Source organism: Pseudomonas sp. AF03-9 (genome assembly GCF_020515815.1).
Lineage (GTDB): Bacteria > Pseudomonadota > Gammaproteobacteria > Pseudomonadales > Pseudomonadaceae > Aquipseudomonas.
This window is the reverse complement of the sequence record NZ_JAHPJF010000015.1, coordinates 1-22440: the sequence shown is the minus strand read 5'-3', so window position 1 is coordinate 22440 and position 22440 is coordinate 1. Positions and strand designations below refer to the sequence as shown.

The 22440-nt window shown below is 61.5% G+C and carries 17 protein-coding genes and 1 rRNA gene; 8 read left to right on the top strand and 10 right to left on the bottom strand.

The window, feature by feature from the left end:
* Nucleotides 1–20 precede the first annotated feature (20 nt).
* From LIY36_RS19005 to LIY36_RS18970, 8 genes are all read right to left on the bottom strand, one after another.
* A complete protein-coding gene (locus tag LIY36_RS19005) occupies nt 21–1466 on the bottom strand; it encodes an efflux transporter outer membrane subunit (protein ID WP_226456609.1) in 1446 nt (481 codons plus the stop codon).
* Nucleotides 1463–2521, bottom strand: coding sequence for an HlyD family secretion protein (locus tag LIY36_RS19000; protein WP_226456608.1), 1059 nt, complete (start codon nt 2519–2521; stop codon nt 1463–1465). The genes LIY36_RS19005 and LIY36_RS19000 overlap by 4 nt, the downstream gene beginning before the upstream one ends.
* Before the next feature lie 14 nt (nt 2522–2535).
* Nucleotides 2536–4071 carry an MFS transporter gene (locus LIY36_RS18995; RefSeq protein WP_226456607.1) on the bottom strand — a complete coding sequence of 512 codons (1536 nt, stop codon included), beginning with the start codon at nt 4069–4071 and terminating at the stop codon, nt 2536–2538.
* Nucleotides 4072–4315: 244 nt separating this feature from the next.
* On the bottom strand, nt 4316–5236 hold the full coding sequence (locus tag LIY36_RS18990) for a LysR family transcriptional regulator (protein WP_192298577.1): 921 nt from the start codon (nt 5234–5236) through the stop codon (nt 4316–4318).
* A 53-nt stretch (nt 5237–5289) separates the two neighbouring features.
* A complete protein-coding gene (locus LIY36_RS18985) occupies nt 5290–6138 on the bottom strand; it encodes an ABC transporter permease (RefSeq protein WP_192298578.1) in 849 nt (282 codons plus the stop codon).
* Nucleotides 6139–6151: 13 nt separating this feature from the next.
* Complete coding sequence (locus LIY36_RS18980) at nt 6152–7003, bottom strand: ABC transporter ATP-binding protein (RefSeq protein WP_226456606.1); 852 nt, start codon at nt 7001–7003, stop codon at nt 6152–6154.
* Nucleotide 7004: 1 nt separating this feature from the next.
* On the bottom strand, nt 7005–8030 hold the full coding sequence (locus LIY36_RS18975; protein ID WP_192298580.1) for an ABC transporter substrate-binding protein: 1026 nt from the start codon (nt 8028–8030) through the stop codon (nt 7005–7007).
* Nucleotides 8031–8044: 14 nt separating this feature from the next.
* Nucleotides 8045–8938, bottom strand: a complete 894-nt coding sequence (locus tag LIY36_RS18970) for a TauD/TfdA dioxygenase family protein (RefSeq protein WP_226456605.1) — start codon at nt 8936–8938, stop codon at nt 8045–8047.
* A 332-nt stretch (nt 8939–9270) separates the two neighbouring features.
* On the opposite strand from LIY36_RS18970, the gene LIY36_RS18965 reads away from it, so the two are divergent.
* From LIY36_RS18965 to LIY36_RS18945, 5 genes are all read left to right on the top strand, one after another.
* The gene (locus LIY36_RS18965) at nt 9271–9981 is read left to right on the top strand and encodes a GntR family transcriptional regulator (protein WP_226456604.1); all 711 of its coding nucleotides are present in this window, start codon (nt 9271–9273) and stop codon (nt 9979–9981) included.
* Nucleotides 9982–10330: 349 nt separating this feature from the next.
* The gene (locus LIY36_RS18960; protein WP_226456603.1) at nt 10331–11089 is read left to right on the top strand and encodes a DUF3050 domain-containing protein; all 759 of its coding nucleotides are present in this window, start codon (nt 10331–10333) and stop codon (nt 11087–11089) included.
* The gene (locus LIY36_RS18955) at nt 11086–12033 is read left to right on the top strand and encodes a diiron oxygenase (RefSeq protein WP_226456602.1); all 948 of its coding nucleotides are present in this window, start codon (nt 11086–11088) and stop codon (nt 12031–12033) included. Before LIY36_RS18960 ends, LIY36_RS18955 begins: the two co-directional genes overlap by 4 nt.
* Nucleotides 12030–15407: an amino acid adenylation domain-containing protein gene (locus LIY36_RS18950; RefSeq protein ID WP_226456601.1), complete on the top strand. Its 3378-nt coding sequence runs from the start codon at nt 12030–12032 to the stop codon at nt 15405–15407. The genes LIY36_RS18955 and LIY36_RS18950 overlap by 4 nt, the downstream gene beginning before the upstream one ends.
* 20 nt (nt 15408–15427) lie before the next feature.
* A complete protein-coding gene (locus tag LIY36_RS18945) occupies nt 15428–15886 on the top strand; it encodes an SRPBCC family protein (protein ID WP_226456600.1) in 459 nt (152 codons plus the stop codon).
* A 37-nt stretch (nt 15887–15923) separates the two neighbouring features.
* Here the strand turns inward: LIY36_RS18945 and LIY36_RS18940 are convergent, their stop codons facing one another.
* Entirely contained in the window at nt 15924–17804 is a 1881-nt protein-coding gene (locus tag LIY36_RS18940) for a methyl-accepting chemotaxis protein (protein ID WP_192298587.1), read from the bottom strand.
* A gap of 280 nt (nt 17805–18084) precedes the next feature.
* On the opposite strand from LIY36_RS18940, the gene LIY36_RS18935 reads away from it, so the two are divergent.
* The 3 genes from LIY36_RS18935 to LIY36_RS18925 all read left to right on the top strand — a co-directional run bounded on the left by LIY36_RS18935 (nt 18085) and on the right by LIY36_RS18925 (nt 22160).
* On the top strand, nt 18085–18600 hold the full coding sequence (locus LIY36_RS18935; protein WP_226456599.1) for a sigma-70 family RNA polymerase sigma factor: 516 nt from the start codon (nt 18085–18087) through the stop codon (nt 18598–18600).
* Nucleotides 18597–19580 carry a FecR domain-containing protein gene (locus LIY36_RS18930; RefSeq protein WP_226456598.1) on the top strand — a complete coding sequence of 328 codons (984 nt, stop codon included), beginning with the start codon at nt 18597–18599 and terminating at the stop codon, nt 19578–19580. The genes LIY36_RS18935 and LIY36_RS18930 overlap by 4 nt, the downstream gene beginning before the upstream one ends.
* Nucleotides 19581–19673: 93 nt before the next feature.
* Entirely contained in the window at nt 19674–22160 is a 2487-nt protein-coding gene (locus tag LIY36_RS18925; protein ID WP_226456597.1) for a TonB-dependent siderophore receptor, read from the top strand.
* 72 nt (nt 22161–22232) lie between these two features.
* Here LIY36_RS18925 and rrf read toward each other — a convergent pair.
* Nucleotides 22233–22348 (bottom strand): 5S ribosomal RNA (rrf, locus tag LIY36_RS18920).
* Between the last annotated feature and the right edge of the window lie 92 nt (nt 22349–22440).

Here is a 22440-nt window from a genome sequence, read left to right as displayed (position 1 = left end):
CTGACAAAAACTCTTTGTCCTCACCCCCCGGCGGTGTGCAGCGGATACACCGATTCCCAACCGCCGCCCAACGCTTTGTACAGCCCGACCATGGCCAGGGAGACGCTGGTCGAACTCTCCACCCACTGCTCCTGCGTGGCCAGCAATGCGCCTTGCACGGTGAGCACGTTGACGAAATCCACTACGCCTTCGACGTACTGGTGTTGCGCCGTGGCCAGGGCAATCTGGTTCTGGCGCACCGCTTCGGCGAGGCTGTCGCGGCGCAGTTGGCTGGCGTTGTAGCGGGTCAATTGGTCGTCGATCTCATGCCAGGCGCGCAGCACGGTTTGCTGGTACGCCAGCGCCGCTTCCTGTTGCTGGGCTTCGCGCAGGTTCAACATGCCTTCGAGGCGCCCACCATTGAACAGCGGCAGGCTGAACTGCGGGCCGAAGGCAAAGGCGCGTGAACCCCACGAGCCGAAATCCGACAGTTGCATGGCCTGGGAACCGAGGTTGCCGGACAGGGTGATGCGCGGGTAGAAATCGCCCTTGGCCACGCCGATATTGGCGGTGGCGGCGTGCAATCGGGCTTCGGCCTGGCGGATGTCGGGGCGACGTTCGGCAAGTTCCGAGGGCAGGCCAATGGCGACCTGGCGCTGGGTCTGCGGCACCGCGGCATCCGCTGACAATTGCGCATGCAGCGCTTGCGGCGCCTCGCCCATCAGCAGGCTCAGGGCGTTGATCAACTGGTCCTGGCGCTGTTGCAGATCCGGCAGGCGCGCTTCGATGGTCGCGACCTGGGCGGCGGCTTCGGCCACGTCCAGGTCGGTGGCCACGCCGTCGGCCAGGCGCAGTTGCGAGAGCTTGAGACTGTGGCGTGCCACGTCGAGGTTTTGCTCAGTGACGGCGCGGGTATTTTGCACGCCGCGCAGCTGGATATAGTCCTGGGCGGTTTCAGCGAGCACCGCGAGCAGCACGGCGCGACGGTCGTTTTCGGCGACTTGCAGGGTGGCGTCGGCGGCTTCGGTTTCGCGTTTGACGCGGCCCCAGAGATCCAGCTCCCAGGACGCCGAGAACCCCGCATCCCACTGGCTGAACGCGGCGCGGCCGTTCTCGCCGGACGGGTCGTTCAAGCCTTTGCCACTGTTGCGTTTGCGCTGGTAGGCGCCGCTGGCATCGACGTTGGGGTAACGCTCGGCGGTGGTGACCTGGCGCACGGCGCGGCTTTGTTGCAGGCGGCTGCTGGCGAGTTTCAGGTCGAGGTTGTCGCTGAGCGCGCGGCGGGTCAGGGCCGAAAGTTGCGCGTCGTGGAACACATCCCACCAACGCTCCTGCAACGGATCGCTGACGGCACGACTGGCGGCTTGACGGCCTTGGGGCTCGCTCCATTGTGTGACCTGAGGGGCCTGTGGCCGTTGGAAGTCCGGGCCGACGCTGCAGGCACTCAGGCTGATAAGGCTCAGGGTGAGCCAGGCAACACGCTTCATTGCTGGGCCACCTCATGCTGCTTCGCGACCGGCTGCGTATCGACGGTGGCTTCCACCGACATGCCCACACGCAGGCGTGCGGTCAGGGCCTGGCCCGGCTCCAGCACGATCTTCACCGGGATGCGCTGTACCACCTTGGTGAAGTTGCCGGTGGCGTTGTCCGGCTTGACCGCCGCGAACGTCACCCCCGTGGCGGGCGCGAGGCTTTCCAGATGGCCGTTGAGAGCCTCGCCGTCGAGGCTGTCGACGCGCACCTGCACGGCTTGGCCGGCGTGCATGTGGGAGAGTTGGGTCTCCTGGAAGTTGGCCACCACGTAGGCTTCGGCCAACGGCACCACGGCGAGGATCTTGCTGCCTGGCGTCACATAGGCACCCACCCGCACCGCACGCTCGCCGACCACGCCATCCACCGGCGCGACGATGCGCGTGTACGACAGTTGATAACTGGCCATTTCCAACGCGGCCTGGGCGCGCTTGAGCCCGCCTTCGGCGGCGTCGCGCTGGGCGCTGAGGATTTCCACCTGCTTGCGTTCGGCCGCCAGCACCGCCGTGGCATTGGCCAGGCGCGCGGTGGCCTGGTCGATGCGGGTCTTGGCCTGCTGGGCGTTCTGCACGGTGCCGGCGCCAACCCCGGCAAGGTGGTTGTAGCGGTTCAGTTCGTGTTCGGCGAAGGCCATTTCGGCGCGGTCTGCCGCGACGGTGGCCTGGGCCTGGGCGATCACCGAGCTTTGGCGCTCCAGGGTCGCGCTGGCGTTTTTCAGTTGGGCCTGGGCGACCAGGGTGTCGGCGTCGGCAGCCTGGGCGGCGGCGCGAAAATCGCGGTCGTCGATCAGCGCCAGCAGTTGCCCGGCCTTGACCCGCTGGTTGTCTTCCACCAGCACTTCCTTGATGAAGCCGGCCACACGGGGCGCGACCAGGGTGAAGTCGGCGGCGACGAAGGCGTCGTTGGTGCTCTGGCGCTTGCTGCCGAGCACACCCGGCGCAACCAGGTAGACCAGCACGCCAACGGCAAACACGGCGATAACGGCGAGGGCAATTTTGTCTTTGCGTTTCATGAACAGTCCTTTAATCAAGTCGGTGCACGGGGCGGGAAGATCCGCGTGGGCATCCAGAAAATCAGCAGGATCAACGCCACCGCGACCGCGGCCATGACGACATACAGATCCGAAGAGGTCAGCACCACGGCCTGCTCGTGCAGGCGGTGCGCCAGGCCCGGTGCGTCGCCGTCGACCAGGGGCGAGTTGCCCAGGCGGTCGACCAACATGGTCGAGTGCAAGTGCAGGCGCTGGGTGGTCAGTGTGTCGAGCACACCCGTGGCAATCACGGCGGCCAGGCCTTTGACCGTGTTGAACCAGGCCGAGGCGAACGGCCCGTCCATCGGCTGGATACTGCCGGTGGACAGCATCAGCAGCGGCAGCACGGCCATCGGTTGCCCGAAGATTTGCAGCAGGTACAGCCCGTAGAAATCATCGCGAATCCATTGCGAAGTCAGCTGCGAACTGCCCAGGCAACACAGCACCAGCATGCCCATGCCAATGCCCAGTACCCAGCGGCAATCAACCCAGCGCAGGTTGCACAACGCCGCCACCAGCGGCAGCGCGATCAACTGCGGCAGCGCCATCAGCAGCATCACCGGCGCGGTCTGCAGCGGGCGATAACCCTGGACCTGGGCGAGGAAACTCGACGGGATGATGATCACCGAGGTCAGCACCATCAGCACGCCGGCCAACACGATCAGGGCAAACGCCAGGTTGCGCAGGCCTAGCATCTGCAGCTTGAAGAACGGCATCGGGTGCGACCATTCATTGAGCATGAACAGCACCAGCAAGAGCGTGCCGCCGCTCAACAGGAAGGTGATCAGGCCCGACTCGAACCAGTCCAGGCGATTGCCCTGGAGAATGCCGATCACCAGCATGCAGATCGCCGGAAAACCCAGCAGCAGGCCGCGCCAGTTGAATTGCTTGAAGCGCTCCAGGCGCAGCGGGTCCTGCGGCAAACCGTAGGCCACGGCGGCCATTGCCAGCAGACACGGCGCGACGATCTGCCAGAACGCCCATTGCCAGCCGACGTATTCGGTCCACAACGCCGCCAACGGCGTGCCCAGGCTTGGGCCGAAGGTGGCGGTAAGCGCGTAGCCGGCCAGACCGTAGAGCTTGACGTTGGCCGGCAGGAAGCGCAGCGCGACGGTCATCAGCATTGGCGGCAATGCTCCACCGGCCAGGCCTTGCACGGTGCGCAGCAACAACAGGCTTTCGTAGTTCGGCGCGAACGGGCACAGGATGCCCAGCACGGTGAACAGGCCAATGGCGCACAGGGTGAAACGGCGCAGGGAAAACGTCACCGAACACCAGGGTGCAAAGGCCATGGCCGCGACTGACGTGGCGGTGTAGGCGGCAACCAGCCAGGTGCCTTCGTCAAAGCCGATGTACAGCGCACCGCGGATGTCGGCGAGGGCGACCTTGGTGACCATCTCGTTGAGACCGGACACCAGCACGGCCAGCAACACGCCGACCAGGCCGAGGATGATGCGCGGGCCGAACACGGGAGGGCTGATGCTGACGGGTTTGGCTGCGGCCGCGAGGGTGGGGGCAGCGAGGGAAGTCATGAACGGGAAACTCGGAATGATCAATACCCGAGCAGTTTAATCAGGCACACACATGACAAAAAGTTACATGTCGGCAGCTTATAAGTGCACCAAACGCAACTCTCAAACCCAACGCAGGTTCCTGTGGATGCTGGCTTGTGTGGGATCGGGCTTGCTCGCGAATGCGGTGGGCCATTCACGTAATGTGTTTCTGACACTCCGCACTCGCGAGCAAGCCCGCTCCCACATTTTGACCGAGTTCACTTTAGGTGGGTTGGGCTTCCAGCCAGGTAGCGTGACAGCTCTCGCGCAGGGTCTCGCGCAGCCATTTGTGCGCCGGGTCCTTGTCGAAGCGTGGGTGCCAGGATTGCGCTAACACCAAGGTCGGCAGAGAGATCGGCAACGCAAACGCGCGCAGCGGCAACTTCAGGCGATTGGCGCTGTAGAGGGCTTCCTTGGGCACCGGCAGGATCAGGTCGGAGTCGGGCAGCATGAACATCGCACCGTGAAAACCCGGCGCGATCATCGCCACGCGGCGCTCCAGGCCCTGGGCGTTCAGCGCGGTATCAATCGGCCCACGGGCGATGCCGCGCCGCGAAATGCTGATGTGGGAGTAACTAGCAAAACGCGCGGCGGTGATTTCTTCATCGAACAGCGGGTGGTCTTGTCGTGCCAGGCCGACGAAGGTGGTGGAGAACAGGTTCTGCACCTTCACTTCGGGGCTGGAGGGCATGGTGTTGCTGACGCGCAGGTCCAGGCGCCCTTCGCGCAGCGCTTCGTCGTCGGTGTCGCCCTCGGGCACGAAGCACAGCTCGCACAGCGGCGCCACGCGTTCCATGGTGTCGAACAGGCGACCACCATACACGCCGATAAAAAAGTCGTTGGCCCGCACACTGAAGCGGCGGCGCAAGGTACTCAAGTCGACCTGGTCCGCCGAACGAAACAGCAGCGCCGCCTGTTCCACCACGTTGCGTACCTGGGCTTGCAACTGCAACGCCTTGGGCGTCGGCACCAGGCCACGCCCGGCGCGCACCAGCACCGGATCGCCGACCGCTTCGCGAATGCGCGTGAGGGTGCGGCTCATGGCCGCCGGGCTGAGGTTCATGCGGCGCGCGGCGCCGACCACGCTGCCCTCGTCGAGCAAGGCGTCGAGGGCGACCAGCAGGTTCATGTCCGGTAGTTGCATGCCAAGCACTCGTGATGACTAAGGCGTGAATGGGCTGCAATCGTAACAGGTGATCAGCGTTGCATGCCCCAACGCTTCACGGTGAGCCGCTCGAAGGTGTCGAACACCAGGTTCTCCACAAGCAGGCCGATCAGGATCACCACCGCCAGCCCGGCAAACACCTTGTCGGTGTAGAGCTCGTTGCGGTTCTGGAAGATGTACCAGCCCAACCCGCCCTTGCCGCTGGTTGCACCGAACACCAGCTCGGCAGCGATCAGCGTGCGCCAGGCAAATGCCCAGCCGATCTTGAGGCCGGCGAGGATCGACGGCAGCGCCGCCGGAATCAGGATGAACAACACGAAGCGCATGCCCTTGAGGCCGTAGTTGCGCCCCGCCATGCGCAGGGTTTCGGACACGCCGAGAAACCCCGAATAGGTGTTCAGCGCCAACGCCCACAACACCGAATGCACCAGCACAAAGATCAGGCTGTTCTGCCCCAGGCCGAACCACAGCAGCGCCAGCGGCAACAGGGCAATCGCCGGCAACGGGTTGAACATCGAGGTCAGGGTGCTGAGCAAGTCGCGGCCCAGTTGGGTCGAGACCGCCAATGTGGTCAGGGCAAATGCCAGCACGATGCCGATCAGGTAGCCCTTGATCAGCACCACCAGCGAGATGCTCACCTTGCTCAACAATTCGCCGCTGAGCAGGCCGTCGTAGAGCGCGTGGAAGGTCTGCAGGAAGCTCGGCAGCAGCAGGTCGTTGTTCTGGTAGCGTGCGACGCCTTCCCAGAGGATCGCCAGCACGATCAGGATCAGGCCCTTGCGCAACCAGCCTTGTTGCCACAGACGTTGGCGCAGAGGCAGCTCGCGCTCCACCGGGACGCTGAGCAAGGGTTCGAGGTGTATTTCGTATTCCTGGCGCATGAGAAGTGGCCCCTTAGTAGGCGATGCGGATGTCAGCAAAACCCAGCTCGGGCTCGGCCTCGGTGGCTTCATCGAACAACAGGCGATGAATCCGCCGCGCCGAGTGCTGGAATTCCACGCCGCCAAGGCTGTGCAGGTCGTATTGATGGCTGTGGATTTCCGCACGCACGCGCCCCGGATGCGGCGACAGCAACAGGATGCGATTGCCCACCACCAGCGCTTCTTCGATGGAGTGGGTGACGAACAGCAGGGTGAAGCGCACCTCTTCCCAGAGCAGCAGCAATTCTTCCTGCATCTTGCGCCGGGTCAGGGCGTCGAGGGCGGCGAAGGGCTCGTCCATCAACAGGATTTTCGGCTGCATGGCCAGCGCGCGGGCGATGGCCACGCGGGCTTTCATGCCGCCGGACAGGGTGTGGGGATACGCGTCGGCAAAGGCGGTGAGGCCGACTTTATCGAGGTAGTGCAGCGCACGGTCTTCGGCTTCGGCGCGCTTCAAGGTCTTGGACGCCAGCAGCGGGAACATCACGTTCTGCTTGACGGTTTTCCACGGCGGCAACTGGTCGAACTCCTGGAACACCACGATGCGATCCGGGCCCGGTTGTTCGACCTTTTGCCCGAGCAGGCGGATCTCGCCTTCGCAGGGTTTGATAAACCCGCCAATGGACTTGAGCAATGTGGATTTGCCGCAACCCGACGGGCCGAGCAGCACATAGCGGTCGGCCGGATCGATCTCGAAACTGACCTGGTGAGTGGCGCGCACCACGCGCTCGGGCGTGCGGTATTCCAGGCTGACGTTATCCACCGCCAGCAACGGCAAAGGAGTGTGCAGGTTGCTGGCCGCGTGGCCTTGCAAGGGCGCGTTCATCTCAACTTCCTTGCAACGGCTTGGCGTCCTGGAAGAAGTAGTCCTTCCACGATTCAGGCTTGTTCTTGATGGCGCCGACGCGGTAGAGGAACTCCGCCAGCGGGTAGGTGTTTTTCGGCGTGATGCTGAATTCGAACTGTGGGTTGTCGATGATTTTCAGCAACTCGGCGCGGTCGATCTTGGCCTTGGTCACGCGGATGTAAGTGTCGGCCGCTGCGCCTTTGTCGTTCTGGGCGAACTGCGCGGCTTCGGTCAGTGCGTCGATGAAGGCCTTGTAGGTTTTCGGGTTGTCGTTGCGGAATTTCTCGGTGGCGAACAGCACGGTCGGCGAGTTCGGGCCGAGCAGGTCGTAGGTGTTCAGCACCACGTGTACGTTGGGGTTGGTCAGGGCCTGGTCCTGGAACGGCGGGTTGGAAAAGTGCCCGGTCAGTTCGGTGCCGCCGGCGATCAATGCGGCGGTGGCGTCAGGGTGCGGGACGGCGACGGTGTATTTGTCGAGGCGGTTGAATTCCTTGTCGCCCCACTGCTTGGCGGCGGCGTATTGCAGGAAGCGTGATTGCACGGAAACGCCTACCGCCGGAACGGCGATGCGGTCTTTGTCGGTGAAGTCGGCGATGGTCTTGACCTTGGGATTGTTGCTCACCAGGTAGTAGGGGAAGTTGCCAAGGGAGGCGACAGCCTTGACGTTCTGCTTGCCGCGGGTGCGGTCCCAGATGGTCAGCAGCGGGCCGGTGCCGGCACCGGCAATATCGATGGAGCCGGACAGCAACGCGTCGTTGACCGCCGCGCCACCGGACAGTTGGGTCCAGTCGACCTTGATGTCGATGCCTTCCTGCTTGCCGTATTTCTCGATCAGGTTCTGGTCGCGCACCACGTTGAGCAACAGGTAGACGATGCCGAACTGCTCGGCGATGCGGATCTCGCCTTCAGCCTGCGCTGCCGCCGGTGCAACGAGGCTGCCGGCCAACAGGCTGACACCCAGGCCGACGGTCGCGGCCAGGCGTGCAAATGGAATTTTCCTGGACATGGTCATACTCCGGATCAGAAAGGCGCGTCGCCCTGGATGGTGGTGCGAAAGAGTTTGCGGCGCAGGTGGCTCGGGCAACCGGCGGCCAGGTGGATCAGCGAGCGGTTGTCCCAGAACACCAGGTCGTGGGGCTGCCATTGATGCCGATAGATGTTCTGCGCCAGCACGCTGTGGGCGTAGAGCTGGGCCAGCAGGTCGCGGCTTTCGTCTTCCGGCAGGCCGACAATGCGGGTGGTGAAGCCTTCACTGACGAACAGCGCCTTGCGGCCGTTTTCCGGGTGGGTGCGCACGATCGGGTGGACCACTTCGGCAACCTGAGCGAGTTGCTCGGTGGTCAGGGTGGGACGCCAGTTGCCTTCGAATTTGCTCTCGCTGTAACGCGCCGTGTAGGAGTGCGCGGCACTGCGGCCTTCGACGGCTTGGCGCAGGTGCGCGGGCAGTTGGTCCCAGGCTTTGTGCATGTCGGCGAACAGCGTGTCGCCGCCTTCGGCGGGCAGTTCCTGGGCGTGCAGCATCGAGCCCAGGCTCGGCAGTTCTTTATAGGACAGGTCCGAGTGCCAGAACTTGCCCGCGTCCCCCAGGCCGATGGATTGGCCGTTTTCGATGATGTTGGAGACGATCAGGATTTCCGGGTGGTTGGCCAGCAGGAACTGTTTGAGCACGTGGATCTGCAACACGCCGAAGCGGCGGCTGAAGGCGATCTGTTGTTCGGGGGTGATGCGTTGGTCACGGAACACCACGACGTGGTGGTCCAGGTGCGCGCGATGGATGCGGGCGAAATCTTCGTCGCTGACAGGTCGGGCCAGGTCCAGGCCGATGATCTCGGCGCCGACGCTACCGGGCAGTGGGCGAATCTCGAAAGCTTGGGCGGTGGAGGTCGCTGTTGGAACAGTAGAGGTGGCGGACATGAGGTCACTCCCGGTCAGACAGGGAAATGACTTTATAGATATAAGAACTGCATTTTAAATACCGTTAGCGAATATGCATATGCGCAATCCAGCGGGACAACTCCTTGCCGTATGGCGGTCAAGGCATAAACGAGGGCGACGCCGCGTTCAGTTCATAGCACTATGACGCTGGCGTGTAAGACGCTGCAAATCCTTGATGTGGGCGCCTGGAACCGCGTGTTTAGCCACTTACAAGCCGCAAATCTTGCCTGTTTGACAAGCCATTGGGCAGTCTCTAGTGTTCTTTGGATCCAATTGTTTCAACCCATTCTAATAAGGAGGACAGCGTAGTCGTGACGCAGAAGCCGAACCCTTTGAGCAGTATCAAAGTCAGCGGACCCATTCCCGCCCATCTTGCCCGCTCCGTGATTGAAGAAACCTTGCGTAATGCGATCCTCGATGGCCGATTGCCTTGTGGTACTGCCATGCGCCAGCAAGAGCTGGCCAGCCTGTTCGGGGTCAGCCGCATGCCGGTGCGCGAGGCCTTGCGTCAGCTCGAAGCCCAATCATTGCTGCATGTGGTGACGCACAAGGGTGCCGTGGTGGCGCCATTGATCGAAGACAATTCGGCGGAGACCTACGCCCTGCGCATGCTGCTGGAGTCTGAAGCGCTGCGCTTGTCGATCCCGTTGCTCACCGAGGCTGACATCGCCGAGGCAGACGCCTGCATCAGTGCCCTGGAGCGGGAAAAAGACTATTGCGAGATGGGCCGCCTCAATCGCCTGTTCCATATGGCGCTGTATAGCAAGGCCCCCAATCAGCGTCTGCTTACGTTGGTGGAACACGGTTTGAACGAGGAAGAGCGCTTCCTGCGTTTCAACCTTGAGGCGATGGGGCTGGGCGAGACGTCCCAGGAAGATCACCGTGAACTGCTGAGCCTGGTGACGCAGAAGAAAGTCGACGAAAGCGTGCTGACGCTGCGCAATCACCTGACCCGAGGCATGGAAGTGATCACCACTTACCTGGCCGGTCTTGATGCCGCTGGCAAGAAAGACCCACGCTAGTCGGTTCAACGCCGCGCGGGGCAACTTTCCAATTAAGGAAGCCCCGCAACTAAACCCATAAACTTAATTAAGCCCGCAACCAACCGGGAAGTTTCCCACATTTAACCCTGCAAGTTACCCACGCCAAGTAACTTCCCGAAAAAACATCTCATACATTCATAAGCTCATCCAAGTGTTTAATCGGCTTATCATCTTTCGAATAAACCAAACACTCCAGCCGGCCGTGCCAGCGTGCGCATGAGCCGGTGCCGTATACGGTTTGTTTACGCGTTATCAACGCCACTCTCGTCTGTAAAAGAATAGCCACCACTGCTGTCACTGCAGTTGCAACAACTCATAGGCATCAACCATGCATCAAGTTTCGCTGGAACAAAAAAGGTTACGGCTGTGCAGTCATCCGTTATTTATCGAAATCAATTCACTCAGCAAGTTACAACTTTTCATGCAAAGCCATGTATTCGCGGTCTGGGACTTCATGACCCTCACCAAGCGCCTGCAACGGGACCTGACGTGCACCCGGCTACCCTGGCTCCCACCGACCGACCCCGAAGCGGCACGACTGATCAATGAGATCGTGTTGAGCGAGGAGTCCGACCAGCACCCCGACCGCGGTCATTGCAGCCATTTTGAGCTGTACCGGGACGCCATGGTCGAAGTCGGCGCCAGCACCGTCGCGATCGATACCTTCATTACCCTGCAACGCCAGGGCGTGGACGCCGGTACCGCGCTGCAACGGATCAACGTCCTGCCGGGGGTGGCGCGCTTTGTTGCCGCTACCTTGCACATCGCGCTGAACGCGCCGACCCATTGTGTGGCCGCGGCGTTCCTGCATGGCCGGGAGAGTGTCATCCCGGCCATGTTCGAACGCTTGCTGCGGGGCAGTGAAATCATCAGCCGCCAGGCGCCCACCCTGAGCCAGTATCTGCGCCGTCATATCGAGCTGGACTCCCAGGACCACGAACCGGGAGCCCTGCGTTTGCTGCAACGCCTGACCGGCGCAGACCCCCAGCGCCAGCAGCAAACCGAGGATACCGCCCTGGATGTGGTCAACAGCCGCATTGCGCTGTGGGACGACATACATGCTTCATTGCAGGAGGCACATCCATGAACTTCAGCGACTACCACAGCGCTGCCGAAGACTGGGAACGCCACGCCACCATCCGCACCCGCCCGCGCCGCATGCTGGAAGACGACGACAAACTGATCTACCCGCTGGCGCGCCAGCCACTGGCGCTCAGTGCAACCTTTACCGAGCAGTGCCCGCAGTGGCGCGATTTCGTGCTGACCCAGAGCTTCTACAAATATATCAACGACGTGGTGATTTTCGAGACCGAGATCGTCGACAAGACCGCACGCAGCATTGCCAAGAACCGCTTCTCGCTGCCCTTCCCGCCCGCCTGCCGCTACGACGCGATGACGGTGGTGGTGGATGAGGACTATCACGCCCTGGTCGCACTGGACTTCCTGCAGCAGGCCGTGACAATGACCGGCCTCCAGCCGCTCGAGTTGCCGTCACAGATCGAACTGAGCCGCGCCCTGCCCCTGGCGCAGGCCTTGGCCCCGGCTCACCTGCGCGATGCCGTGGAACTGATCGGCGTAGCCATCGCCGAAAATACCATCACCCATGATGTGGCGGCGTTCGCCAAGGACCACAGCATCAAGGCCTCCGTCCGTGGCTTGATGGCCGATCATCTGTGCGACGAAGGCCGCCACGCGCAGTTCTGGACACGCCTGGTGCGCCTCTACTGGCAGGCGGCAAGCGCAGCCGACCGTGACACCATCGCCCACATCCTGCCCACGTTCCTGGCGCACTACCTGACCAACGACCTGCAGCAGCGCTTTGATCTGCAACTGATCGAACACCTGGACGTTGACGCGAGCGTGCGCCACGCCCTGCGCAATGAAATAAACGCGCTGGTGTTCCCGATTACCCGCCAACACCCGCTGGTCGGCAACATCATGGGGTTCCTGCACCGCAGCGGTTTGCTGCAGACGCCCAGCGTGGCCCAGGCGCTGGGCGACTACCTGCCGTGCGCCGGGAGCCCGCGATGAGACGCCTGATGATTGGCTGGGTCGGTGTCAGCAAAGCGCTGGAGGCCGTGAGGCAATGGGTCGAGCAGTACGGTCATGGGCCTGGGCATGAGTTGGCCGATCTGGTGATCGAAGACGGCAGCCAACCGCTGCCGACACACCTGGCGCACGCGCCGCGGCTAAGCCTGCGCCTGGGCGTTGGCCCGCTGAACGAATCCGGCCTGCCCGCCCTGCAACTGCGCAGCTATGACCGTGAACAGCGGTTGCTGGCGACCCAGGAAGTGCCCGAAGAGCCCAGTGGTAACGGCCAGCGCTTGCATCGACAGGCGACGGACACGCTGGCGCAATGGGTTGCCCTGCACGTCAGCGGTCTTGCCCGCGACCCTGGGTACCTTGCCCAGCCAACCTGCGCCAACCGTTGGCCGGAACAGGGCTTGCAAGGCCTGGACGCGCTGGCATTCATGCACAGGTTCAATCGCACCGCTGACCCAACGCTGCGGCAAGCCGCCCAGGTGCCAATGATCGAACGGTTGCAGGCCAGCCTGCGGACCTTCGCCGGGCGGCCGGCCCTGAATATCGCGGGCGAGGTGCTGACTTATCGGCAATTGCACCGTCAGGCATTGGCGATCCAGCAGCAGTTGAGGCCACTGCTGGCCGACCTCGAAGTACCGGCAGTGGTCGGCGTGTGCCTGGAGAAATCCGCAGCGCTCTATGGGAGCCTGCTTGCGCTGCTGGGCTGTGGCGCGGTGTACCTGCCGCTGGCACCGGAGCATCCGCCACAGCGCCAGCAGGCCCTGCTGGAAAGCGCTGGGGCCAAGGTGTTGCTCGACGACGGCCGACACCCGCTGCGCGGGCAATTCGTTGCGCTGGATGTGAGCCGCGCCGGCGACGCGGGCATCGACACCACGCAATCGTTGCTGCTGCAGCGCCCCAACCTGGATGCGCCCTGCATGGTGCTGTTCACCTCAGGCACCAGCGGCCGCCCCAAGGGCGTATTGCTCAGCCAAGGCAACCTCGCACATTTCACAACATGGTTCACCACTCGCATGGCACTGGGTGAAGAGAGCCGCGTGCTGCAGTTCGCCTCACTGGGGTTCGACGCTTCGCTGATGGATATTTTCCCCAGCCTGATCGCCGGCGCGCAGTTGATCGTGCCCAACGAGGCGCAACGGCTGGATCCCCATCAGTTGGTCGCACTGATCCGCGAGCAACGCGTCAGCCATGGGTTCCTACCGCCGGCGGTGCTCAGCCTCCTGCCGCCCGATCTGCCCCTGGGCCTGCAACACCTGCTGACCGGCGGTGAAGTCTGCGAGCCCCACGTGATCGAGCGGTTGGCTGGCCAGTGCCAATTGCACAACCTCTACGGCCCCACCGAAGCCACGGTGCTGGTCACCCATCGGCGGCTGCAAGCGGGGGACAGCAATTGCAACGTGGGCTGTCCCATTGCCAACAGCCAGGTACTGATCCTCGACGACGACCTGCAACCTGTGGACGAACAGGTGATGGGCGAGTTGTACATCGTCGGTCCTGGGGTAATCCTGGGGTATGTGGATGCCGCGCAATCGAGCGATAACCCTTTCGTGACCCTGGCGCTGCCCGACGGCCAGGCTGTGCGGGCGTATCGCAGTGGAGACCTGGCGCAGTGGACCGCTGACGGTATCGTCCTCGGTGGCCGACGCGACGGGCAGGTGAAGATCCGCGGCTTCCGGGTCGAACCGCAGGAGGTGGAGCAATGCCTGCGCGACAGCCGGTTGTACCGCCAGGTGGCGGTGGTGGTGGATGCCGAGCAGAGAATCCGTGGCGTTGTCGCCCGGCCGGAACCCGGTGCCACACTGTGCGCACTCAAACAGCACGCACGGCAGTGGCTGCCGGGTTATCTGCAACCGGACGTGTGGACGCAGTTGCCAAGCCTGCCGTACGCCAGCAACGGTAAGGTCGACCGCCAGGCGTTACTGGGCTTGCCGGTTCAAGCCACGTCGATCGGCTCGGACCAACCCGCGCAAACACCTCTACAAACGCAGCTGGCAGATCTGTGGAGCGAACTGTTGCAAGTGCCCGTGGCGCAGTTGTCGATCGACGACAGCTTCTTCAACCTCGGCGGCCATTCGATTCTGCTCTCGACGTTGTTGCTGCGCATCCGCGAGCGGTTTGGGCGCAGCCTGGCATTGAACCGTTTCTTCGAAGTGCCGACGATTCGCACGCTCGCGTTGCTGATGGCAGATGACGTGTTGCCCTGCGCACCGTCCGGCCAGGCCGTGCGCGATGCGCAACGGAGTGTGTCGGTGCGGATGCTGGCCGAGGACCGTGCGGGCGACTGCCGCAAGGTCATCGTTACGGGCGCCAACAGTTTTATCGGCGTGCATATCGTCGAGGCGTTGCTGGCCGGTGGTGCAACGCAGGTGGCGTGCCTGGTGCGCGAACTGCCGGGGCATTCGGCCCTGCAACGCTTCAACCAGGCCCTTTGCGAATACCGCTTGGAACACCTCGACCTGAGCCGGGTGCGGGTATACCCCGCCGACATCAGCCAGCCGCGATTAGGCCTGGACGACGCGGTGTACAACGAGCTCGCCAGGGGCTTTGGTGCACTGGTACACAACGCCGCGCTGGTCAACCATGTGCTGGACTACGGCGCACTGGCCGGGGATAACGTCGAACCCGTGCTGGAATGCCTGCGCCTGTGTGAAACCGGGAGCAAGAAGGTGTGCAATTTCATCTCGACGCTGTCGGCATGCAGCGCTATGGACGCCTCAGGACACATCCTCGAAGCGCCCGCCGCGAGCAGCCTGCCGCTGTACATCAAGAACGGTTACAACCTGTCCAAATGGGTTGCCGAGCGCCTGATCGGCCGCGCGGTGGCGCAAGGCGCCTGGGTGAATATTCATCGCCCGGGAAACATCAGTTTCAACAGTCGCAACGGGGTGTGCCAACCCCAGAAGAACCGCCTGATGTTGATGCTCAAGGGCTCGCTGCAATTGGGTTTGCTGCCGCGCCTGGCGGTGAACTACGACTTGATGCCGGTGGATTTTTTCGCGCGTTTTCTCGCGTTCCACTGCGGCCGATTTGAGTGCGGGCGAAACGTGTTCAACCTGCATAACCCGCAGCCCCTGAGCTGGGACCACTATCTCGATGCCTTCAGCCTCGCCGGCTTCCGGTTCGAGCGTGTCAGCGTGGCCTGCTGGCAGCACGCGCTGCACACCGTCAGCGCCGACAACGCGTTGTTCGGTGTGTTGGGTTTTTACCTGGAAGGCCTGGGGGAAGACATCGGCGACACCTCGATGATCCATCACGACAACGCGCGGCGGGGGGTGCAGGCCATGCACGCGCAGTACCCCGAAAAAAGCCCGGCGTTGTTGCGCAAGGGTTGCGACTACCTCAAGGCCATCGGCTTTCTCTGAACCCTACCAGGACATCCCCCATGAAACCGCTGCAACCCGATACATTGATCCGCAACCCCGACAGCGCACCGCAGGTAGCCTCGGTGGTAGTCGCCTGCGAAGCCACCCGGCTGTGGGGCTTGGTAGGTCAGTTCGCAGGCTTCGATAAGTTCATTCCTGCCCTCTCGCACATTACGATGACCGGCGAGGGCATCGGCGCATTGCGTACGAAATTTTTCCGCGATGGGCACTGCGTCGTCGAGCAACTCAACAGCCGTGACGACGACGCCATGTACATGACCTGGACCGCCCTCTACAACACGTTGGGAATCGCCAGGCTGTGGGCGTCAATGCGTGTGGAAACACTGGGCGAGCGATGTGCCAGGGCGACCTGGACCATTGTTGCCGAGCCGGTAGATGCGGCGCAGGCGGGGTTTGAGCAGTTTGTGCAGACGTTTGCCGACAGCGCCCTGGAGAACGTACGGCGGATGCTCGACTGAGCGGCAGGAGCGAGAACACTCGCTCCTGCGCACATCGTCAGATCTTGAAGCTATCGACCAGTTGCTTCAAGCGACTGGCCTGCTGGGACAACGCGTCGCAATCCTTCAACGTTTCGTTGAGATTGCTGACGCCTTGCTGGTTCAGCAGGTTGATCTGGTTGATGTCGACGTTGAGGGTTTCCACTACGGCGGTCTGCTCTTCGGTGGCAGCTGCGACCGATTGGTTCATGCCGTCGATCTCGACAATCCGCTGCGTCACGCTGACCAGGCGCTCACCGGCCTGGTTGGCCACTTCGACGCTTTCTTCGCTGGAAATCTGGCTGGCGTTCATGGTGGTCACCGCTTCACGCGAGCCCACTTGCAGCGAGGTGATCATCTTGTGGATCTCTTCGGCCGACTCCTGGGTACGGTGCGCGAGGTTACGCACCTCGTCGGCAACCACGGCAAACCCACGTCCGGCTTCACCGGCACGGGCGGCTTCGATTGCGGCGTTGAGCGCGAGCAGGTTGGTCTGCTGGGAGATGCCTTTGATCACATCGAGAATGTGGCCAATGTTGTCGGTGCTCGCATTCAGGGTTTCGATCTGCGTGCAGGACAGGCTGATCTTTTGCGAGAGTTCCGACATCGCCAGGATGGTTTGCTCCACCACTTTGCGTCCATCGTCGGCCTGTTCACTGGCACCGCTGGCATGCTGCGAAGCATCGGCGGCGTTGCGCGCGATTTCCTGGGTGGCGGCCCCCAGTTCGTTGATCGCCGCCGCCACGCTGTTGGTGCGGGCGCTTTGCTCGTCGGAACCGATGATCGACGCGTTGGACGAGGCCATCACGCGCTGGGACAAGTCATGTACCTGGCGCGTCGCCGATGACACTTCGGAGATGGACGCGTGGATACGTTCGACGAACTGGTTGAACGCACTGCCGACCTCGCCAAACTCGTCTTTGCTGGTCACGGCCAGGCGGCGGGTCAGGTCGCCCTCGCCCTGGGCGATGTCCTGCATGGCAACGCCCATGGTGGTCAGGGGTCGCAGCAACACTTGGATCAACAGGCTCAAGAGCACGGCAATCGCCACTACGGCAATCAGCATCGCAATCAACGCGGAGGTGCGGAATTTGCCCAGAGGTGCGTAGGCCTTGTCTTTGTCGATCGACAGACCGATGTACCAGTCAGCGCCAGGCAAGCCGCTGATCGGGGTGAACGACAGGATGCGATCCTGACCGTTGAGCACCACGTCCTGGTTGAGCTTCTCGATGCGCAGTTGGGCGCCCGGGTAGATGTCCTTGAGGTTTTTCATCACCTGGTCCTGGTCCGGGCTGACGATCACCTGACCGTCACCGCTGACCAGGAATGCGTGGCCGATGCCGCCGAAATCTACCGAGTTGATGATCTTCACCAGGGTTTGCAGGCTCAAGTCGCCGCCAACCACACCGAGCAATTCACCGTTCTTTTTCACCGGCATGGCGATGGTCACGATCTGCCCACCCACGGCGGCCATATACGGCGGCGTGAGCATGGGTTTACCGGCGGCTACAGCCTGCTTGTACCAAGGGCGCTGACGCGGGTCGTAGTCGTCGGGCATCTTGGCATCAGGGCGCTGGGTGAATACGCCGTTGGTTTGGCCGACGTAGGTGAACTGGAAGTTCGAGGTGAAGGCCGGTTGATCGACCAGGCCCGGAAGGTCAGCCCCCGCGCCTTGGTGCGCGATGTTTTGCGTAAGGTTTTCTAGCACCAGAATTCGCCCGCTGAGCCAGTTTTGCACGCTGCTGGCCGTGAGTTCACCGGATTGCTGGATAGACGACTCCAGGTTTTGCTTGATGGTGCTGCGCTGCAGGTAGTCGTTGTAGAGCGTGAATAACGCGAACGCTAAAACCACGACGCCTGACGCGGCCAACAGAATTTTATGACTGAACTTGAGATTCATTTCATCGACTTCTTTTTGCCAAAGGGGGGTTAGCGTGCCGAGTGGAGCATTCCATGTTGCGGCATAGATCGTCTTTGTAGCCGCTCTATTTCGGTGCACGCATGGCTCATCAGGCTTTCGGCCAAATCAGGGTAAAACTTAGGCCGCTGTAAGGTGTTTCCTCATTTTATGTAGGAAACCGACAGGCGGTTGCCGTACAGGGATCAGAGTTGCAAATTTTTTCAGCCTCCCAAACAATGCGACTAATTATCATTTGTAACGTTTGGCCGAGCCCGTGTGAATGGCATCCTCCGAGTACATCCCGTGTGAAAGTGTCGTGCAGACGCTTTACCGCACCCATCACAACTGGCTGAACACCTGGCTGCGCGGGCGTTTGGGCAATGCCGCGGATGCTGCCGACCTGGCGCAGGACACCTTTGTGCGTCTGCTGCAGAAGACCGAGCGTTTTGAACTCAAGACGCCGCGTGCGTTTTTACGCACCATCGCCCGCGGCCTGGTGATTGATCACTGGCGCCGCGAAGAAATCGAACGGGCTTACCTTGAGTCCATCGCCCATCTGCCCGAGGGATTAGCGCCCAGCGCTGAAGCCCGTGCGCTGGTGCTGGAGTTGTTGGAAGAAGTTGCTCGACTGCTTGAAGGACTGAAGCCAAAGGTACGCAAGGCATTTCTGCTGGCGCAGTGCGATGGACTGACTTACAAGCAGATCGCGCAGCAGATGGGCGTGTCGCTGCGGTCCGTCGAGCGTTACGTTGCGCAGGCGCTGTACCACTGCTATGTGCTGCGGTATGAAACATGACGCCGATGAACAACGCGGTGCGCCCAAGCCCCAGTCCCGAGGCGGTCAAGCAAGCCATCAACTGGTCGCTGCGCTTGCGCAACAACCGCGCCAATCCAAAGCTGCGCGCGCAATGTGCAGACTGGCGTGAGGCCCACGGCGACCATGAGTTGGCCTGGCAGCGGGTGCAGGCGTTGCAGCAGGAATTGAGTGGCCAACTGGCGGCGATTCCAGGGGCGCATGCGGCGCTGGAAAACAGCGCACAGGGCTTGGGCCGACGGCAGGCGCTGAAGGTGTTGTCTGGCGTGCTGCTGGTGGGTACGGCGGCGTGGGTAAGCCGGGATCTGACGGGCTGGCAACGCTGGACCTGCGACCTCGCGACTGCCACCGGCGAACGCCGTAGCGTGCAATTGCCCGACGGGACTCGCTTGCAACTCAATACCGACAGCGCCGTGGACCTGCATTTCAACCCGCAGCAGCGATTGATCACGCTGGTACGTGGGGAGGCCCTGGTGACGTGCGGCGCAGTTCGGTCGACGCCTTTGCTGGTGCAAACGCGGCATGGCTTGTTCGAAGGCATCGACGGCCGCTTCGCCGTTCGACAGGACAGTGCCTGCACGCGGTTGAGCGTGGTCAGCGGCAATGTGGTCATTCATTCACCACATGGGGCAAAAGGGCTGTCGACCCAGGTGCACGCAGGAGAAAGCTACCTCGTGCGTCAGACCGAAGCTATCCCCGCCGCGCCTTTGGACATGGACATTGGCGCCTGGGCCGATGGACTTATCGTGACACGCAGCATGCGCCTCGACGCTTTCCTGGCAGAAGTCGGGCGTTATCGTCATGGCTACCTGGGTTGCTCGGCAGACATCGCCGATTTGCGGCTATCGGGCGTTTTCCGTTTAGAGGACACCGATAAATTGTTGGCGATCCTGCCGCAAACGCTGCCGGTTCAATTGCGCTACCGCACCCGCTGGTGGGTGAGCCTGGATCGATCAGCCTGAACTTCAAGGTTTTTTTGGCGGCTTTTTTCCGTGAGTCCGGCTTAGACAGTAAGCCTTTCAATCTGCCCTCACCGGCCTCTACGGACCTTGACCATGACTGTGCGTTTTCCCTGTAATTCTTCCTATTCATTGCTGAGTAAAGCCGTACGTGTGGCGCTGCTATCGACAGCGATGGGCCTACACGTATTGCCCTTCACTGCCATGGCCGCAGACGCGAGTGCCGAACGCCCCCATCAACGCTATGAGATCTCCGCAGGCCCACTGACCGAGGTGCTGAATCAGTTTGCCCGACAGGCCGGCATCATGCTTTCCAGCACACCTGCGCACACCCAGGGCCTGCATTCGGCAGGACTGCGCGGCGACTATTCGGCCAGAGACGGCCTGAATCTTTTGCTCCGTGGTTCTGGGTTGCAGGCGGTTTCCGAGGATGACGTCAGCTTCACAGTGCAAGTGACGCCGGAAGATAGCGCACTTACCCTGCCAACCACCGACATCAAGGGCTTTGCGCTGGGTAATGCCCTGGGCAGCATGGAAGGCTACAACGCGACTCACAGCCAGATTGCGACCAAAACCAGCGCCGCTTTGCTCGAGACCTCGCAAACCGTCTCGGTGGTCACGCGCGAGCAGATGGACGACCAGGGCTCCCAGACGGTAGCCCAGGCCATGCGTTACACACCGGGCGTATTGACCAACCCCTATGGGGCGACACACCGGTACGACTACGTGGCAATGCGCGGCTTCAACGACGGCTCGGTAGACAACATTTACCTGGACGGGCTCAAGTCCATGGGCGACAGCGGCACCTACAGCACGATGCAGGTTGATCCGTATTTCCTCGAGCGGGTGGATATTCTCAAGGGCCCGTCTTCGGTGCTGTACGGGCGCAGTTCGCCGGGCGGGCTGGTGGCACTGACCAGTAAGAAGCCGTTGTTCGAGCCCTATCATCAAGTACAAGCGACTGTAGGAAGCAACGGGCAACGAGGCATGGGGTTTGACTTCAGTGGGCCTGTGGATGACGACAAGCGGATTGCCTACCGACTGACAGGTTTGACGGATAAGTCCGACACCCAGTTTGACCACGCCAAAGAAAAGCGCTTTGCACTGGCACCGACCGTGAGCATCGACTTCACCGATGATACGTCGCTTGTACTCCAAGCGTACCTCCAGCACGACCCTGATGGGGGTTATCACGGGGGCATGCCGGCAGATGGTGCGTTGCATCAGCGTAACGGCCAGCGAATCTCCAGCCATTTCTTCGAAGGTGAACCTGGGCTCGACGGCTACAAGCGTGATCAGCAGTCGTTTGGCTATCAATTTGAACATCGCTTCAATGATGTCTTCACTGCGCGGCAGAACTTTCGCTATCTGGACTCCAAGGTGCGGCTGGATCAGGTCTACGCCTATGGTTGGAGCACGCCGACCGGCAACAAGCTGAACCGCTACTACTCCGGAGGGGACGAGAAGCTGCATGCGTTCATCATCGACAACATGCTACAGGCGGAGTTTTTTACCGGCGCAATCAAGCAGACCGTATTGATGGGGGCGGATTATCAGCGACGTAAAACCGTAGTGGACTGGACTAGCGGATCGCTGCAACCGATCGACGCGTTCAGCCCTGTTTATGGTAATTCGGCGATCAGCTATTACAGCCCGACCAGCTACCTACGACGGCTGGAGCAGACCGGTGTCTATCTGCAAGACTTGGTCGAAATGGATAAATGGCGGTTTTCCCTCGGGCTGCGCCAGGACTGGGTAGAGACTTCCGACGAGAACCGAGTCGCTGAGACCGGGCGGCCGGCAGGCACACAAATCAGTGATAAACGGACCAAGCTGACTGGGCGTGCAGGTGCGTTGTATCTGTTTGATAACGGCCTGGCGCCCTACGTCAGCTATTCCGAATCCTTCAATCCCAACTCCTATTCCGATAGCACAGGTAACCCGTTGGCGCCTACTGACGGGACGCAGTGGGAGGTGGGGCTGAAGTATCAGCCGCCGGGTACAGACAACCTGTTTACCGCGTCGTGGTTTCGCATCGATCAGGAGAATCTGGCGACCAAACTACCGCAGGAGAACTTCTATCGTGCTGTAGGTGCTGTTCGCTCGCAGGGGCTTGAGTTGGAAGCACACATGCAAGTGAGCGAAAACCTGAAGCTGTTGGGCAGTTATACCTTCACTGACATCAAATACACGAAGTCGATGGTGAGTACTTTGAGTACGGCTGACAATCTGATCGAGAACGAGGGTAACTCTCCGACCCAGGCACCTCGCCACATGGCATCGGTGTGGGCTGACTACGCATTCAATAGTGGAGCCCTGGACGGATTGCGACTCGGGGGCGGCTTGCGGTATGTGGGCTATAGCTGGGCGGATGCGGAAAACACGATGAAAGTCCCGTCCTATACCTTGCTTGATGCTTCGGTGGGGTATGACCTGGGCAAGATCGGATTGAAGGGCGTGGATGTACGGATCAATGCCAACAATCTGACCAATGAGACGTACGTGGCGTCGTGTGCCAGCCTGAACTTCTGTTACCTGGGGGAAGAGCGCAATGTGAGCGCTACAGTCAGCTATCAGTTCTGATCCGTTACGGTTCAAGGCCCTTAAACGACAAAACCCCTGTCTGCGTTAGCAGACAGGGGTTTCGGAATTCAATCTTGACGATGACCTACTCTCACATGGGGAAACCCCACACTACCATCGGCGATGCATCGTTTCACTGCTGAGTTCGGGATGGGATCAGGTGGTTCCAATGCTCTATGGTCGTCAAGAAATTCTGTGTACCGGACCGTTGCGTTAGCAACGTGCCAGTGAAATTCATGGACTTCTACATAAACAAAACCCCTGTTTGCGTTAGCAAACA

Bases quoted from the DNA above. Each gene is read 5' to 3' on its own strand.
- LIY36_RS19005 (WP_226456609.1), bottom strand. From the start codon at position 1,466: ATGAAGCGTGTTGCCTGGCTCACCCTGAGCCTTATCAGCCTGAGTGCC.
- LIY36_RS19000 (WP_226456608.1), bottom strand. From the start codon at position 2,521: ATGAAACGCAAAGACAAAATTGCCCTCGCCGTTATCGCCGTGTTTGCC.
- LIY36_RS18995 (WP_226456607.1), bottom strand. From the start codon at position 4,071: ATGACTTCCCTCGCTGCCCCCACCCTCGCGGCCGCAGCCAAACCCGTC.
- LIY36_RS18990 (WP_192298577.1), bottom strand. From the start codon at position 5,236: ATGCAACTACCGGACATGAACCTGCTGGTCGCCCTCGACGCCTTGCTC.
- LIY36_RS18985 (WP_192298578.1), bottom strand. From the start codon at position 6,138: ATGCGCCAGGAATACGAAATACACCTCGAACCCTTGCTCAGCGTCCCG.
- LIY36_RS18980 (WP_226456606.1), bottom strand. From the start codon at position 7,003: ATGAACGCGCCCTTGCAAGGCCACGCGGCCAGCAACCTGCACACTCCT.
- LIY36_RS18975 (WP_192298580.1), bottom strand. From the start codon at position 8,030: ATGTCCAGGAAAATTCCATTTGCACGCCTGGCCGCGACCGTCGGCCTG.
- LIY36_RS18970 (WP_226456605.1), bottom strand. From the start codon at position 8,938: ATGTCCGCCACCTCTACTGTTCCAACAGCGACCTCCACCGCCCAAGCT.
- LIY36_RS18960 (WP_226456603.1), top strand. From the start codon at position 10,331: ATGCATCAAGTTTCGCTGGAACAAAAAAGGTTACGGCTGTGCAGTCAT.
- LIY36_RS18955 (WP_226456602.1), top strand. From the start codon at position 11,086: ATGAACTTCAGCGACTACCACAGCGCTGCCGAAGACTGGGAACGCCAC.
- LIY36_RS18950 (WP_226456601.1), top strand. From the start codon at position 12,030: ATGAGACGCCTGATGATTGGCTGGGTCGGTGTCAGCAAAGCGCTGGAG.
- LIY36_RS18945 (WP_226456600.1), top strand. From the start codon at position 15,428: ATGAAACCGCTGCAACCCGATACATTGATCCGCAACCCCGACAGCGCA.
- LIY36_RS18940 (WP_192298587.1), bottom strand. From the start codon at position 17,804: ATGAATCTCAAGTTCAGTCATAAAATTCTGTTGGCCGCGTCAGGCGTC.
- LIY36_RS18935 (WP_226456599.1), top strand. From the start codon at position 18,085: ATGGCATCCTCCGAGTACATCCCGTGTGAAAGTGTCGTGCAGACGCTT.
- LIY36_RS18930 (WP_226456598.1), top strand. From the start codon at position 18,597: ATGACGCCGATGAACAACGCGGTGCGCCCAAGCCCCAGTCCCGAGGCG.
- LIY36_RS18925 (WP_226456597.1), top strand. From the start codon at position 19,674: ATGACTGTGCGTTTTCCCTGTAATTCTTCCTATTCATTGCTGAGTAAA.